General features: G+C 69.3%; 9 protein-coding genes. 2 read left to right on the top strand and 7 right to left on the bottom strand.

Annotated features, from left to right (window positions below; translation table 11 throughout):
• Positions 1-129: 129 nt before the first annotated feature.
• From ACZ61C_RS19655 to ACZ61C_RS19645, 3 genes are all read right to left on the bottom strand, one after another.
• Positions 130-1,977: a hypothetical protein gene (locus tag ACZ61C_RS19655; protein WP_465308640.1), complete on the bottom strand. Its 1,848-nt coding sequence runs from the start codon at positions 1,975-1,977 to the stop codon at positions 130-132.
• A 299-nt stretch (positions 1,978-2,276) separates the two neighbouring features.
• Positions 2,277-2,918 carry a zinc ribbon domain-containing protein gene (locus ACZ61C_RS19650; RefSeq protein WP_465308638.1) on the bottom strand — a complete coding sequence of 214 codons (642 nt, stop codon included), beginning with the start codon at positions 2,916-2,918 and terminating at the stop codon, positions 2,277-2,279.
• A gap of 61 nt (positions 2,919-2,979) precedes the next feature.
• Positions 2,980-4,152: an MFS transporter gene (locus ACZ61C_RS19645; protein WP_465308636.1), complete on the bottom strand. Its 1,173-nt coding sequence runs from the start codon at positions 4,150-4,152 to the stop codon at positions 2,980-2,982.
• 95 nt (positions 4,153-4,247) lie between these two features.
• Here ACZ61C_RS19645 and ACZ61C_RS19640 point away from each other — a divergent pair, with 95 nt between their 5' ends.
• Positions 4,248-4,748 carry an Lrp/AsnC family transcriptional regulator gene (locus ACZ61C_RS19640; RefSeq protein ID WP_465308634.1) on the top strand — a complete coding sequence of 167 codons (501 nt, stop codon included), beginning with the start codon at positions 4,248-4,250 and terminating at the stop codon, positions 4,746-4,748.
• A gap of 46 nt (positions 4,749-4,794) precedes the next feature.
• On the top strand, positions 4,795-5,562 hold the full coding sequence (locus ACZ61C_RS19635) for a M15 family metallopeptidase (RefSeq protein WP_465308632.1): 768 nt from the start codon (positions 4,795-4,797) through the stop codon (positions 5,560-5,562).
• 99 nt (positions 5,563-5,661) lie between these two features.
• Here the strand turns inward: ACZ61C_RS19635 and ACZ61C_RS19630 are convergent, their stop codons facing one another.
• From ACZ61C_RS19630 to ACZ61C_RS19615, 4 genes are all read right to left on the bottom strand, one after another.
• Entirely contained in the window at positions 5,662-9,573 is a 3,912-nt protein-coding gene (locus ACZ61C_RS19630) for a DNA-directed RNA polymerase subunit beta' (RefSeq protein WP_465308630.1), read from the bottom strand.
• Positions 9,574-9,671: 98 nt separating this feature from the next.
• Positions 9,672-13,175: a DNA-directed RNA polymerase subunit beta gene (gene rpoB / locus ACZ61C_RS19625; protein ID WP_465308628.1), complete on the bottom strand. Its 3,504-nt coding sequence runs from the start codon at positions 13,173-13,175 to the stop codon at positions 9,672-9,674.
• Between the two features lie 867 nt (positions 13,176-14,042).
• The gene (locus tag ACZ61C_RS19620) at positions 14,043-14,882 is read right to left on the bottom strand and encodes an ADP-ribosylglycohydrolase family protein (RefSeq protein WP_465308626.1); all 840 of its coding nucleotides are present in this window, start codon (positions 14,880-14,882) and stop codon (positions 14,043-14,045) included.
• 13 nt (positions 14,883-14,895) lie between these two features.
• Positions 14,896-15,855, bottom strand: a complete 960-nt coding sequence (locus tag ACZ61C_RS19615) for a hypothetical protein (protein WP_465309409.1) — start codon at positions 15,853-15,855, stop codon at positions 14,896-14,898.
• Between the last annotated feature and the right edge of the window lie 47 nt (positions 15,856-15,902).

Genomic DNA, 15,902 nt, shown 5'->3' with positions numbered 1-15,902 from the left:
AGGAAAAGAAGCCTACCGTGGGAGACCAATGTTTGGAGGGGGTGGGTTCGTCCCCCACCACTCTTTCTGGGTGCGTGTTTTTGGGGGTGGTACTCTGCCCCCCCCCCCCCCCCCCCCCCCACGACGGCGTTACTTGATGTCGGCGTCCGCGACGACGAACAGCTCGGAGTGCGGCTTGGCGTTGCCGAAGTCCCCGTGCGGCCACGACTTGCGGTTGAAGTTGATGCCGACCTGCCCGGTGAGCTCGTCCCGGAAGTTCGAGTCGACCGCGAGCTTCCCGTCCGGCCCGATGTTCAGCAGGTTGACCTTGTGGTCACCGTCCAAACCGGACCGGGCGACGAAGTAGTTCGACACCGCGAGGTGCTGCGGCGTGTCGGTTTCGTGGTAGAAACCGTCGCTGCCGAGAGCCCAGTTGTCGTAGGCGCCCCAGTGCGGGCCCGCGCCCGGCGTGCCGGGGTTGATCGGGGCCGCGCCGACGACGGTCGGCAGGTCGCCGCCCCCGCCCTGCTGCGCCTTCGCCTTGGTATCGACCCGGCCCTGGATGTCCTCGACCTTGTCCCCCGCGGCGAGCAGCTTCCGGATGTCGAGGACGTAGACGCCGCCGGTGGTGCCGGGGTCGTCGGCCGAGAGGGTGCCCTTCTGCCGCCCGACGATCGCGCGGTAGAGGTACTTGTCGTCCGGGCTGGTCTGGATCCAGCCGCCGTTGGAGCTGGCGCCGTTGGAGTCGTTGTTCGGGTAGATCGCCTTGTTGGCGGCGCCGTCGTCGAACACCTCGATCCAGTGCGGCTCGGCCGCGGTGATGTCCGGCGTGTAGAACACCGCGCCGCCCTGCATGGTCTGGGCGAAGGCGCCCTTGTGGCCCGGCAGGTTCGTCACGGTCGTCTCCATGACCGCGCGGCTCTCGGCGTGCAGCGGGTCGGCCGGATCGGCGCGCGGGCCGTCCTGAAGGTACGACACCGACTTCAGCTTCGGGTGGTTGCGGTCGGCGATGTCCCAGGTCCGCACGGTCGGCCGGCGCAGGTACGGCGACGGCTGCTTCACCGGGTCGAGGATGATGTTGCGCGGCTCGGCGTAGTCGCTGGTGACGAGCGTGTCCAGGTCCTCGCGGGCCTGGATGCCGTGCGGGTTGGCGCAGGTCGGCTTGCCCAGCTGCGGCAGGTTGTCGCAGAGCTTCTGGTTGTCACCCTGCGGCGTCGCCGCCGGGGACTCCGAGAGCACCTGCGCGTTCTGTCCGAAGTGGACGACCTCGCCGGGGCTGCCCGCGAAGCCGTTGCCGATCTGGGTGGAGCCGTCGGCGTAGGCGTGCGGCCCGGGGACGACCGGGCCGCCCATGTAGGTGCCGTACGCGGTCCCGTCCTTGAGCACCCAGTACGCGTCCGGGACGCTGCCGCCGAGGGTGTTGGTCGGCAGGCTGACGCCCTTGAGCTTCAGCTGCGGCAGCGCGCTGACGTCGAAGGCGTACGTCGCGGCGGCGAACAGGGCGCCCGCGTAGATCGTGTCGCCCCGGTGCCACACGTACTGCATGTGGTGCGGCTCGTTCTCGACCAGCGGGCCGACCGTCGCGGTGTTGACGACCTTGCCGTAGGTGGGCGAACCCTGCGTCGCGTCGATCACGGCGAGGAAGTCCGGGCCGGGCAAGGCGTTCTTGATCTTGTTGAGGCCGCCGCTGAGCGTGCCCGGCAGGTTCTTCACGTCCTTGACGAGCGTGTCGGCGATGTTCTCGTCCCCGGCCCAGACCAGCAGCCACTTCTTGGGCGTGCCGCTTTCGGCGCGGGCGAGGTCCTTCGTCACCAGGTGGTTCTGGACCCAGTACTGCTTGCCGTCGGACGCGGTCTTCGCGTCGGTGACGGTCTGGACGTCGGCGTACGCGCCGGTGGCCGAACCGGTGTAGGTGACGGCGCCGACCGCGAGGACGAGTGCCGCGGCGCCGGTCACCACCTTTCGCCACCGGCCGGGGCACAACGGGGTAGGTCGCATGGTTCTCCCACTTCTTCGACACGGACGAAAACCGTTGGGGCACAACGGAAAGCTGACGCCAGCAGATCCGGACGGGATATTCGCGCCAAGCGGGCAAAGCGTCCAGTCGTGATCAAAGAATGAGATTCACGCCGATCGGGTCAAATTCTCACCACGTGGGCCGAATTGACGGCTTTCACTGAGCCGAACGAGTGATGGACCAATCGGAGGCCTCACGGTTGGTCACAATGGCGCAGCCCCGGCGCCTGAACGCCGGGGCTGCTGGTTACGAATTCGTTATGAAGTGCCGGGAACTCCGGTCAGAGTTTGGCGCCGCAGTCGGAGCAGAACATCGCGCCGGGCTTGTTGGTTTCACTGCCGCAGCCGCCGCAACTGACCTTCAGCGCCAGCGCCGTGCCGCAGGAGGAGCAGAACTTGCCGCCGTCGGCCTTCAGGCCGCAGCCGGGGCAGCTCACCTTGGCGCGGGTGTCGACGTCGAGGCCCGCCGTCCAGTCCTTCTCGCGGGCCTTCTCCCAGATCTGGTCGCGCTGGGCGGCGGCCTGCGCGCGCGAGATCTCCTCCGGGACGCTTGGCGAGCACCGCAGGCACTGGCCGATCTCCTCGTTCCAGCACTGGTCGTGGCACATCCAGTCGCCGCAGCCACGGCACTGGCGGAAGCTCGGCGTGATCTCCTTGACCGCCGCGGCCAGCGCGCGGTCCTTGGCGGGCGAGTTCGTCGCGCGGTCGTAGCGCCACTGGTCGGCCGAGTTGCTCAGGTCCCGCAGCGTCCCGCCGAAGAACGAGCCGACCGTGCGAAGCACGCTTCGCCCGGTTTCCATGTTGTCGCGCTGGAACGCGGAACGGAAACCGTTCCCGCAGCGTTCGCAGCGGAACTCGAACTGGTACCCCTGCGTGTTGGAGAGGTCCGAGAAGTTGTCCGTGAAGGGCACAGAGTCAGCCACGGCCCATCTTCGCCAGCGCACCGCGGTTTCGGCGACGAGAGATTTGCCGACAACGGCTCGGCTACCGGACGTGACGAGAACCCAGCAGGGCCAACGGAAGCAGCGCCAGCACACCGCCGATGACCACGACGAGCGCGTACCCGCCGCCGGAAAACAGTTGTCCCGACCCCAAACCGGCCAAAGCGGACGCGGACCAGACCACCGCGTCGACGGTGCCCTGCAGCCGGCTGCGCGTCTCCGGCGCGAGGTCGCGGCTCAGCTGCGCGCTGCCGCCGACGAACACGAGGTTCCAGCCGTACCCCAGCAGGAACAACGCGACCGGCAGCCCGGAGGTGTGGGCCGTCGGCGCGGCGAGCGCGGTCGCCGTCGACAACGCCAGCACACCGAGGCCCGCGTTGACCGTGACGCGCGGGCCCCAGCGGTCGGCGATCCGGCCGGAGAGCGGCGCCAGCGCGAACATGCCGAACAGGTGCGCGCCCAGCACCCAGCCGACCACGTCGAGGCCGTGCCCGTGGTCCTGCAGCTGCAACGGCGTCATCGTCATCACCGCGACCATCGTCAGCTGCGCGGCGACCATCGCGACCAGCGGCCGGCCGACGCCGGCCGCCCGGACCGGGGTGCGCACCGGCTCATCGACCCGGACCGGCACGTGCCGTGGGAGGAACGCCGCCGCCAGCGCCGCCCCGGCCGTGGCGAGGACCGCGACGGCGACCGGCCCGGACAGCGCCGGCCAGCCGAAGCCGGTGGCGACGTCCGCCGCCGGGGCCATCAGCGCCGGCCCGGCGAGCGCGCCGACCGTGCCGGCCCAGACGACGTTCGACAACGCACGGCCCCGCCGTTCCTCGGGGTAGAGGTCCGCGGCCAGGTAACGCGACAGCTGCGCGCCGCCGTTGCCGAGGCCGACCAGCAGGATGCCCAGCAGCAGCGGCATGAGCGACGTCGTCAACGCGCCGGCGAACGCGACGAGCGCCCCGGCCGCGGCGACGGCGTACCCGGCGCTCAGCACGCGGCGGCGGCCGTGGCCCGGCAGCAGCAGGCCCGCGCCGAGCGCGCCGGCGGCCGTGCCGAGCACGTTCGCCACGCTCGGCAGGCCACTCCACCCCGGCCCGCTGCCCGCGGCGACGATCAGCGTCGCCGCCGTGCTCAGGCCGACCGTCGCGGTGTTGAGCAGCGCGACGCCGGCGAACAGCGCTCCCATGGACCGGGCCCGGCCGGTCGTCGTCAAGGTCCCCATGACCAGCAACTTTAGGAACTCCCGGCGATCTCTCGAAGGGCTGTTCGACGGCAAATCCGTGGCCACGGCCGCGATTCGGACGGAAAATGAGGCCCATGACCTTCCGTTCGGAAAAGCCGCTGGACGACGTCGACTGGCGGCTGCTGGACCTGCTGCAGTCCGACGGGCGCCTGTCGTTCAAGGAGCTGGGCCGCCGGATCAACCTCTCGCCGCCGGCGGTGGCCGAGCGGGTGCGGCGGCTGGAGGAGACCGGCGTGATCACCGGCTACCGCGCGCAGGTCGACGCGCGGCGCGCGGGCCAGCCGCTGCAGGCGTTCGTCGAGATGCGCTGCGCGCTGAGCAGCTGCCTGCTGAAGACGTCGAAGGCCGAGGACTACCCGGAGGTCGTGGAGATCCACCGCCTGTCCGGCGACCACTGCACGATGCTGAAGATCCGGGCGGCCTCGCTCGAGCACTTCGAGGGCCTGCTGGAGCGGCTGGGCAAGCACGGCGAGCTGCGGTCGTCGGTGGTGCTGTCGACGCAGTTCGAGGGCCGGCCGGTGCAGCCGCCGTCCGACGACTTCCTCCGCGCGACGACGTCGGAAGGCTGGTCCTGACCGGTTGGCGGCTGTTTGCCGGACGCGCGGCTGCTAGACGAGAGGGATGCCGATCTTCCGCGTCTTCGCCGTCGCCCTCGCCGCCTTGGCCGGTGTCGCCGTCCCCGCTCCCGCGCAGGCCGCACCGGTTTCCGAGTTCGTCACGCTGTCCGACGTCGCACCTTCGATCCTGCAGGACATCCGCTACGCCACCCGGCACAACTTCGTCGGGCAGCGGATCAACGGCTACCTCGAGCCGACCTGCATCCTGACCCGCCAGGCCGCCGACGGACTGCGGCAGGCCCAGGCGCGGGTGCTCCGGCAGGGGTACACGCTCAAGGTGTACGACTGCTACCGCCCGCAGCGCGCCGTCGACCACTTCGTGCGGTGGGCGAAGGACCTCGACGACGAGAAGATGAAGGCGGAGTTCTACCCGAACGTCGCCAAGGACCGGCTCTTCGAGGACGGGTACATCGCCGAGAAGTCCGGGCACAGCCGCGGCAGCACCATGGACCTGACGCTGGTCAAGCTCCCGCCGCGGTTCCAGCGGCCGTACTTCCCGGGGGAGCCGCTCAAGCCGTGCTTCGCACCGCGGGGCCAGCGCTTCCCCGACAACACGGTCGACATGGGCACCGGCTACGACTGCTTCGACCCGCTGGCCCACACCGACAACCCGGCGATCACCGGCGTCGCCCGGACGAACCGCGACCTGCTGCGCACCGCGATGTCCGGGTTCCACAACCTGCCCGAGGAGTGGTGGCACTACACCCTGGACAACGAGCCGTTCCCGGACACTTACTTCGACTTCCCGGTGTCCCGCCACAGCGTGCGCTGAACGCGAAAGCGAGCGCGCCGACGCAGTGGGAGTGCCCGGTGCGAAACGGGAAAGGCCCCCGCCGGAAACCCGGCGAGGGCCTTTCCCGTGAACTCAGCTTCAGCGGAAGTCGCGGCCGAAGTCGTAGTCGTCCAGCGGAACCGCCGCACCAGTGCCCGTACCGAACACGTCCGGGGTGTAGTAACCGTCGTCGTAGGACGGGATCGCGTACGCCGCGACCCGGGCCTCTTCCGTCGGCTGCACCTGGATGTTGCGGTACTTGTTGATGCCCGTGCCGGCCGGGATCAGCTTACCGATGATCACGTTCTCCTTGAGGCCCACGAGCCGGTCCGAGCGGCCGTTGATGGCCGCGTCGGTCAGGACGCGCGTGGTCTCCTGGAACGACGCCGCCGACAGCCACGAGTCCGTGGTGAGCGACGCCTTCGTGATGCCCATCAGGACCGGACGACCCGAAGCCGGCTCGCCGCCCTCGGCGACCGCGGCCCGGTTCGTCGCCTCGAACTTGGTCCGCTCGGGCAGCTCGCCCGGCAGGAAGTCCGTGGCACCGGAGTCGATGATCGTCACCCGGCGCAGCATCTGCCGGACGATGACCTCGATGTGCTTGTCGTGGATCGACACACCCTGCGCCCGGTACACCTTCTGGACCTCGTCCGTCAGGTGCATCTGCGCCTCGCGCGGCCCCATGACCCGCAGGACCTCGTGCGGGTCCGGCGTGCCTTCGAGCAGCTGCTGACCGACGTTGACGTGGTCGCCGTCGCCCAGCGGGCCGTTCGGGGTGTTCGCGAGCCGCTGACGCTTGGACAGCTTGTCGAAGACGATCTCTTCGCCGCCGTCGTCCGGGATCAGCGTGATCTTCCAGAACCGCTCGCTCTCCTCGATGCGCACGCGGCCATCGACGTCGGCGATCGGCGCCTTGCCCTTCGGGACACGAGCCTCGAAGAGCTCCTGCACACGGGGCAGACCGGTCGTGATGTCGTCACCGGCGACACCACCCTGGTGGAACGTACGCATCGTCAGCTGCGTACCGGGCTCACCGATCGACTGGGCCGCGACGATACCCACGGCCTCGCCGACGTCGACGAGCTGACCGGTCGCCATCGAGCGGCCGTAGCAGGTCGCGCAGATGCCGACGGCCGACTCGCAGGTCAGCACCGAGCGGACCTTGACCTTCGAGATGCCGCTGGAGAGCAGCTTGTCGAGGGCCGGGTCGCCGATGTCGTCGCCCGCGTTCAGCACGACGTTGCCCTTGGCGTCCACCGCGTCCGTCGCGAGGTTCCGCGCGTACACGGAGGTCTCGACGTGCTGGTCGCGCAGGACCTTGCCGTCGCCGATGTCCTCGCCGATCGGCATCATGATGCCGCGCGTGGTGCCGCAGTCGATCTCGCGGACGATGACGTCCTGCGAGACGTCCACCAGACGCCGGGTCAGGTAACCCGAGTCGGCGGTACGCAGCGCCGTGTCCGCCAGGCCCTTACGAGCACCGTGCGTCGCGATGAAGTACTCCGCCACCGACAGGCCCTCACGGAAGTTGGCCTTGATCGGACGCGGGATGTACTCACCCTTCGGGTTGGACACCAGGCCACGCATGCCGGCCAGCGACCGGACCTGCGTCATGTTGCCCGCCGCGCCCGACTTCACGATCATGGCGATCGGGTTGTCGTCCGGCAGCGCCGTCTCCATGATCTTGTGGACCTCTTCGGTGGCCTGCGTCCACACCTTGACGAGCTCGTTGTTGCGCTCGGTGTGCGACAGCTGACCACGCTGGTAGCGCTTCTCCACCTGGGAGGCCTTGCCCTCGTACTCGTCGAGGATGGCGGCCTTGCCCACCGGGGTGAGCACGTCCGAGATGGCGACGGTGACACCCGAGCGGGTCGCCCAGTAGAACCCGGCGTCCTTCAGGCGGTCGAGCGTCTGCGCGACCTGCGTCATCGAGTACCGCTCGGCGAGGTCGTTCACGATCGCGGCCTGCCGCTTCTTCGGCATCGGCTCGTTGATGAACGGGTAGTCCGCCGGCAGCAGCTCGTTGAACAGCACGCGGCCCAGGGTCGTCTCGGCCAGCCAGGTCTTGCCCGGCTCCCAGCCCTTCTCCGCGAGCGCCGCTTCGTCGGCCTTCGCCGGCTGACGGTCGGAGACGCGGATCTTGATCGGGGCGTGCAGGCCCAGCGCCTTGCGGTCGAAGGCCATGATGGCCTCGGCCGGCGACGAGTACGCGTTGCCCGCGCCCTCGGCCTTCTCGTTGAGACGGGTCAGGTGGAACAGACCCGTGACCATGTCCAGCCGCGGCATGGCGAGCGGACGGCCCGACGCCGGCGACAGGATGTTGTTCGCCGACAGCATCAGGATCCGGGCCTCGGCCTGCGCCTCGGCCGACAGCGGCAGGTGCACCGCCATCTGGTCACCGTCGAAGTCCGCGTTGAACGCCTCGCAGACCAGCGGGTGCAGCTGGATGGCCTTGCCCTCGACCAGCTGCGGCTCGAAGGCCTGGATGCCGAGGCGGTGCAGCGTCGGCGCGCGGTTCAGCATCACCGGGTGGCCGGTGATGACCTCTTCCAGCACGTCCCACACCTGCGGCCGCGAGCGCTCCACCATCCGCTTGGCGGACTTGATGTTCTGCGCGTGGTTCAGGTCGACCAGCCGCTTCATGACGAACGGCTTGAACAGCTCGAGCGCCATGTCCTTCGGCAGGCCGCACTGGTGCAGCTTCAGCTGCGGGCCGACGATGATGACCGAACGGCCCGAGTAGTCGACGCGCTTGCCGAGCAGGTTCTGGCGGAACCGGCCCTGCTTGCCCTTGAGGAGGTCGGACAGCGACTTCAGCGGCCGGTTGCCCGGGCCGGTGACCGGACGCCCGCGGCGGCCGTTGTCGAACAGCGCGTCGACGGCCTCCTGCAGCATCCGCTTCTCGTTGTTGACGATGATCTCGGGCGCGCCGAGGTCGATCAGCCGCTTGAGGCGGTTGTTGCGGTTGATCACGCGGCGGTACAGGTCGTTCAGGTCGGAGGTCGCGAAGCGGCCACCGTCCAGCTGCACCATCGGACGCAGGTCCGGCGGGATCACCGGGACGGCGTCCAGCACCATGCCGCGCGGGTCGTTGCCGGTGGCCTGGAACGCCGCGACGACCTTGAGCCGCTTCAGCGCGCGGAGCTTCTTCTGCCCCTTGCCGTTGCGGATCGTGTCGCGCAGGTTGTCGGCCTCGGCGCTGACGTCGAACTCGGTGGCCAGCTTCTGGATGGCCTCCGCGCCCATGCCGCCGGTGAAGTACTCGCCGTAGCGGTCGACGAGCTCGCGGTAGAGCAGCTCGTCGGCGATCAGCTGACGGGTGTCGAGCTTCGTGAAGGTCGTCCAGACCTCCTCGAGGCGGTCCAGCTCGCGACCGGCGCGGTCACGCAGCTGGCGCATCTCGCGCTCGCCGCCTTCCTTGACCTTGCGGCGGACGTCGGACTTGGCGCCCTCCGCCTCCAGCTCGGCCAGGTCGGCTTCCAGCTTCTGCGCGCGGGTCTCGATGTCCGCGTCACGCTTGGTCTCGAGGTTCTTGCGCTCGACGCCGATCTCGTTCTCGAGGGTCGGCAGGTCGTTGTGGCGCAGCTCCGTGTTCACGCCCGTGATGACGTAAGCAGCGAAGTAGATGATCTTCTCGAGGTCCTTCGGCGCCAGGTCCAGCAGGTAGCCCAGGCGGGAGGGAACACCCTTGAAGTACCAGATGTGGGTGACCGGCGCGGCCAGCTCGATGTGGCCCATCCGCTCGCGGCGCACCTTGGCGCGGGTCACCTCGACGCCGCAGCGCTCACAGATGATGCCCTTGAAGCGGACGCGCTTGTACTTGCCGCAGTAGCACTCCCAGTCCCGGGTCGGACCGAAGATCTTCTCGCAGAAGAGGCCGTCCTTCTCGGGCTTGAGCGTCCGGTAGTTGATGGTCTCCGGCTTCTTGACCTCGCCGAAGGACCACTGACGGATGTCGTCAGCAGTGGCGAGACCAATGCGGAGCTCATCGAAAAAGTTGACGTCCAGCACGTCTAGATCCCCTTGGGGTTGTTTCGGCTAGAGAGGGGGTGGCGGGCGAGGCGGGCCCTGTGTCCAACTCGGGAGGTGGGGCCCGCCTCAGCTCGCGATCAGTGCACGACGTCGTCCACCGAGGGCGACTCGTTGCGGGACAGGTTGATGCCGAGGTTGGCCGCGGCGCGCTCGAGGTCCTCGTCGTCGGAGTCGCGCATCTCGATCGCCGCGCCGTCGCTGGAGAGCACCTCGACGTTGAGGCACAGCGACTGGAGCTCCTTGAGGAGCACCTTGAACGACTCCGGGATGCCCGGCTCGGGGATGTTCTCCCCCTTGACGATGGCCTCGTACACCTTGACGCGGCCGACCACGTCGTCCGACTTGATCGTCAGCAGCTCCTGCAGCGTGTAGGCAGCGCCGTACGCCTGCATCGCCCAGCACTCCATCTCACCGAAGCGCTGGCCACCGAACTGCGCCTTACCACCCAGCGGCTGCTGCGTGATCATCGAGTACGGGCCGGTGGAGCGGGCGTGGATCTTGTCGTCGACCAGGTGGTGCAGCTTCAGGATGTACATGTAGCCGACCGCGACCGGGTACGGGTACGGCTCGCCGGAACGGCCGTCCAGCAGGGTCGCCTTGCCGTTCTCCTTGACCATGCGCTCGCCGTCGCGGTTCGGCTTGGTCGCCCCGAGCAGCCCGGTGAGCTCCTCTTCCTTCGCGCCGTCGAACACCGGGGTCGCGGTGTTCGTGTTCGGCGCGACGTCGTAGAGCTCCTCGTTGAGGTTCTTCGCCCAGTCGGGCTCGCCCTCGATCGTCCAGCCCTGCGAGGCCAGCCAGCCCAGGTGCAGCTCGAGGATCTGGCCGATGTTCATCCGTCGCGGCACACCGTGGGTGTTCAGGATGATGTCGACCGGGGTGCCGTCCTCCATGAACGGCATGTCCTCGACCGGCAGGATCTTGCCGATGACACCCTTGTTGCCGTGCCGGCCGGCGAGCTTGTCGCCCGGCTGGATCTTGCGCTTCTGGGCCACGTAGACGCGGACCAGCTCGTTGACGCCCGGGGGCAGCTCGTCGTCGTCCTCGCGCGAGAACACGCGGATGCCGATGACCTTGCCGGTCTCGCCGTGCGGCACCTTCAGCGAGGTGTCGCGGACTTCGCGGGCCTTCTCGCCGAAGATCGCGCGCAGCAGGCGCTCTTCCGGCGTCAGCTCGGTCTCGCCCTTCGGCGTGACCTTGCCGACCAGGATGTCGCCGTCGCGGACCTCGGCGCCGATCCGGATGATGCCGCGCTCGTCGAGGTCGGCCAGGACCTCTTCGGAGACGTTCGGGATGTCCCGGGTGATCTCCTCGGCGCCCAGCTTCGTGTCGCGGGCGTCGATCTCGTGCTCCTCGATGTGGATCGACGTCAAGACGTCGTCCTGCACCAGGCGCTCCGAGAGGATGATCGCGTCCTCGTAGTTGTGGCCCTCCCACGGCATGACCGCGACGAGCAGGTTCTTGCCGAGCGCCATCTCACCGTTTTCGGTGGACGGGCCGTCGGCGATGACCTGACCCTGCTCGACCCGGTCGCCCTCGTTGACGATCGGGCGGTGGTTGAAGCAGGTGCCGTGGTTCGAGCGGCGGAACTTGTACAGCCCGTAGCTCTTCCGCGTGCCGTCGTCGTGCATGATCGTGATCAGGTCGGCCGAGAGCTCCTCGACGATGCCGGCCTGCTCGGCGACGAGCACGTCACCGGCGTCGACCGCGGCGCGCAGCTCCACACCCGTGCCCACGTACGGGGCCTGGTTGCGCAGCAGCGGCACGGCCTGGCGCTGCATGTTCGCACCCATCAGGGCGCGGTTCGCGTCGTCGTGCTCGAGGAACGGGATCATCGCCGTCGCGACCGAGACCATCTGCCGCGGCGAGACGTCCATGTAGTCGATGTCGAGCGGGTCGATCAGCTCGACCTCGCCACCCTTGCGGCGGGCCATGACCCGGTCTTCGACGAACGTGCCGTCGTCACCGATCGGCGCGTTGGCCTGGGCCTTGACGTAGCGGTCTTCCTCGTCCGCCGTCAGGTAGTCGACCTGGTCGGTGACCCGGCCCTCGACGACCTTGCGGTACGGCGTCTCGATGAAGCCGAACGGGTTGACCCGCGCGTAGGAGCAGAGCGAGCCGATCAGGCCGATGTTCGGGCCTTCCGGCGTCTCGATCGGGCACATCCGGCCGTAGTGCGACGGGTGGACGTCCCGGACCTCCATGCCGGCGCGCTCACGGGACAGACCACCCGGGCCGAGGGCCGACAGACGACGCTTGTGCGTCAGGCCCGACAGCGGGTTGTTCTGGTCCATGAACTGCGACAGCTGCGAGGTGCCGAAGAACTCCTTGATCGCCGCGCCGATCGGGCGGATGTTGATCAGGGTCTGCGGCGTGATCGCCTCGACGTCCTGCGTGGTCATGCGCTCGCGCACGACCCGCTCGGTGCGGGAGAGGCCGACCCGGATCTGGTTCTGGATCAGCTCGCCGACCGTGCGCAGGCGCCGGTTGCCGAAGTGGTCGATGTCATCGGTCTCGACCGGGATCTCGGTGCCGTTCTGCGCGTCGAGCTTGTCCTCGCCGGCGTGCAGCCGGACCAGGTACTCGATCGTCGTGACGATGTCCTCTTCGGTCAGCGTCCCGGTGTCGTACGGCGTGTCGAGGCCCAGCTTCTTGTTGACCTTGTACCGGCCGACCTTGGCCAGGTCGTAGCGCTTCGCCTTGAAGAACAGGTTCTCCAGCAGGGTCTGCGCGCTCTCCTTCGTGGGCGGCTCGCCCGGGCGCAGCTTGCGGTAGATGTCGAGCAGCGCCTCGTCGGTGCCCGCGGTGTGGTCCTTCTCGAGGGTCGCCAGCAGCGTCTCCGAGAAGGAGAAGCGCTCGCGGATCGCCTCGGTGGTCCAGCCCAGGGCCTTCAGCAGCACGGTGACCGGCTGGCGGCGCTTGCGGTCGATCCGGACGCCGACGGTGTCGCGCTTGTCGACGTCGAACTCGAGCCACGCGCCGCGGCTCGGGATCACGCGGACGCTGAAGACGTCCTTGTCGGTCGTCTTGTCGACGTCCTTCGAGTAGTAGACGCCCGGCGAGCGGACCAGCTGGGACACGACGACACGCTCGGTGCCGTTGATGATGAACGTGCCCTTGTCGGTCATGACCGGGAAGTCGCCCAGGAAGACCGTCTGGCTCTTGATCTCGCCCGTGTTGTTGTTGACGAACTCCGCCGTGACGAACAGCGGGGCCGCGTACGTCATGTCCTTGTCCTTGCACTCCTCGATCGAGGCCTTGACCTCGTCGAAGCGCGGGGCGGAGAAGGACAGGGACATCGAGCCGGAGAAGTCCTCGATCGGGGAGATCTCGTTCAGGACCTCTTCGAGGCCGCCGACCGGGTTTTCTTCACCTTCTTCGACACGGCGTTCGAACCACGCTTCGTCCCCGGTGAACCACTGGAACGACTGGATCTGGACGTCGAGCAGGTTGGGGGTGCTGAGCGGTTCGCGAATCTTTGCGAAGGAAACCCGCTTGGGCGCGCCGGGGATTCCCGTGGACTCCGAGCGAGATTCAGCCGAGGTGGTCGCAGCAGTGGCCTGGTTCGCGGGAGAGACTGCCAAGATGCGTCCTTCCGGGGACAATGAGCGGTGACGGCCGCCATAGCAACAGCTATCAGCGACTGTCAAGGGTGCCGTGTGCCCACTATCCTAACTACCGGCTCCGGGCAGCCTGAAAGAGGGCAGCGCAAAGAGGCAGTCTAGCCCGAACGGCGCGGTCTGTCCAGGGGGCGCTCCAGATGGGGCCCAGCCTGCATCGCGACGTCTTCAGGTATGCCTCCAGGCGACCCGGTTTTCCCTCCCGCAAGGGCTGCCGGTTTCGCCGTCGGGAGTAAGCGTGAACCCACCGGGCGCGAGAGTCAAGATGCCACACGGGGGTCGGCCCGGTTGGCGCAGCGTGGAAGAGGGTCAGCGGAGCGTGAACGGACAAATATACTTCCAGCTACCGGCCGGTAGCGCCAGCAGTAGGGCCTGGACCTGGGACTTTCTTTGGTGTTGATCTTCGTGGGCGTGTGTGCCAGCCCACTTCTTCCGGCACCGGTTTCGCCCGGCGGTGGGGTGCGGCGGCGGTTTGGGTGAGCGGTTTCGGGGGGCGCGGGGTGTGTCACATGTGCACCGGGCGTCGCATGTGTCCCGGGCCGGGGATGGGTGCTCGCGGCTGCGAGGTCGGGTCGCGGACGGGCGGTGGGCTCGGCCGGCTGGAGCCCGGCGGGCAGCGGCTCGGGACGCAGGCCCGCCAGCCGACGAGCGCGACTCGGAGCCGCATGGCCGGGCAGCGGGCCAGCCGGGCCTGAACCACCCCGGGCGCCTGCTCGCCGGTCGATGACCGCCGCCGGCCGGATCGCGGGGTCGATGAGCGCCGCCGAACAGCCCCGGACACAGCAGCGGGCCCGCGGCCTGGTCACCGGCCGACAGCCGCCTCAGGACTCCCTACAGCCACTCCGGCAGCGGCTCCGTCGCCGCCAGCCAGTCTTCCGGGGCCGTCTCCCCTCCCGCCGCCAAAACGCCGCCCACGATCGCTCCTACCGTGTCCACGTCGTCGGCCAGCCGGGCCGCCGTCCACAGCGCGTCCACGTACCCGAACCGCGCCGCCGTCCACAGCGCCAGCGGCACCGTGTCGTGCGCCGCCGTCTCGCGGCCCGTTCCCAGTGTCGCCGCCGCCTCGAGAGGGTCTTCGATCGCCAACGCCGCCGTCAGGCCGTCTCGGACCCGGCCGGGCGGGACCAGCGGGATCACCCCGTTCAGGAAATCCGCGCCCGCCAGCCCGGGCGACGCCGCCCGCAGCGCGGCCGCCGCCGCGACCGCCACCGCTCCCGCGATTCCCTCGAAGTGCGAGTGCGTCACCGCCGCCGACAGCTCGGCCTCGCGCAGCGCCTCCGGCAGGTTCTCCGCGAACCACGCTCCCAGCGGCGCGACCCGCATCGCGGCGCCGTTGCCCCACGACCCGCGGCCGTCGTCGGCGACCTCCTGCCAGTCCCGGCCACGCCGGATGCGGCTCAGCCGGCCCTCGGCGCCCGGGCCGTAGCCGCGGGCCGGGTCGAGGTGCTCGGCGAACGAGGCCGCCAGCGCGTCCTGGTCCACACGGCCGTGACGCTCCAGGACCGCGACGATCGAGCAGGCCATCTCCGTGTCGTCGGTCCAGCGCCACGGTGCGATCGGCAGCCTTCGGTCCAGCACGTCCGGGTGGTCGCCCGGCAGGAGGATCTGCGCGCCGAACGCGTCGCCGACCGCGAGGCCGGTCAGGCTGGCGTACGCCGCCTCGGTTCCCATCCGGCCACGGTAGCTACTTCGTCGGCGAAGGCGGCGCCGACGACGCCGGCGCCTGGGCCGCCGGGATCTTCGGCGCGTTGTAGGTGTCCATGTCGGTGATCTTCCACTTGTCGCCCTGGAGCTGGGCGTTCAGGTGGAGCTGGGCGGTGCCCGCGGTCGTCTTCTTCGTGTCCGTGCGGGTCGAGGTCTGGTCGACGAAGACCATCACCTTCGCCAGGTCGTCGTTGAGCATGATCACGGCGGCCCGGGTGACCTTGCAGGTCACGATCATCTTCTGCCCCGGCGCGAGCCGCTTCACCTCGCCCATCAGCGAGTTGTACTTGTTCTTGACGTCGTCGTTGGCGAGCAGGTCGTTCGCCGCGTCCTCGGTCTTCTTGATGTTGTTGAAGTCGTAGGAGAACAGCGCCTCGGCCGCCTTCGACACGGCGTCCTTGACCTGCGCGGTCTTCGCGACGTCCAGCAGCGCCGTGTTGCTCGTCGCGTCCGAAACCGCGCTCTCCTTGCTGTGGAACCAGTACGCGAGCCCGCCGAGCAGGATCGCGACGAGCACCAGCGCGCCCGCCACGAGGTACGGCCGCTGCACCCGGGAAGTCCCCGCGGTCACGCGCGCCGGTTCGGCGGCTGCCTCGGCCTCGGCCTCGGAGACGTCGGACGGCTTCGCGATGCCGGTGTCCCGCCGCTTCCGCCGCGGCGCCGGGCCGGCCGGCGCTTCCTCGGCTTCGCCGGTGAGGGCGTCGACCTCGACCGGCTCTTCGGTGTCGACGGCGGCGAACACCGCGGTGTCCTCGGCGGGCGCCGTGTCGAGCTGCCCGCTCGTGGCCTCGAACGACTCCGGCTTGGCGGCCGGGCGCGGCACCGGACGCGGGGCGGGCCGGGGCCGCGGCTTGCGCGCCCCTTCGGGCGGCACCGCGGGGAGCTGGCCGGTGCGCTCGGCGGGCGGCTCGTCCGTCGAGGGCTTGCGCAGCCCGGCCACGCGGGGCCGGCGCGGCGGCGGGGTGCTGCTGCTGCGAGGCGGCTGGC

The sequence above is a fragment of the Amycolatopsis sp. NPDC104587 genome (genome assembly GCF_055583645.1).
Note: the sequence above shows the minus strand (reverse complement) of the source record. Positions and strands in the feature narration are given on the sequence as shown.

Excerpts from the sequence above, each read along its gene's own strand:
- ACZ61C_RS19655 (WP_465308640.1), bottom strand. The coding sequence starts at position 1,977 with ATGCGACCTACCCCGTTGTGCCCCGGCCGGTGGCGAAAGGTGGTGACC.
- ACZ61C_RS19645 (WP_465308636.1), bottom strand. The coding sequence starts at position 4,152 with ATGGGGACCTTGACGACGACCGGCCGGGCCCGGTCCATGGGAGCGCTG.
- ACZ61C_RS19640 (WP_465308634.1), top strand. The coding sequence starts at position 4,248 with ATGACCTTCCGTTCGGAAAAGCCGCTGGACGACGTCGACTGGCGGCTG.
- ACZ61C_RS19635 (WP_465308632.1), top strand. The coding sequence starts at position 4,795 with ATGCCGATCTTCCGCGTCTTCGCCGTCGCCCTCGCCGCCTTGGCCGGT.
- ACZ61C_RS19620 (WP_465308626.1), bottom strand. The coding sequence starts at position 14,882 with ATGGGAACCGAGGCGGCGTACGCCAGCCTGACCGGCCTCGCGGTCGGC.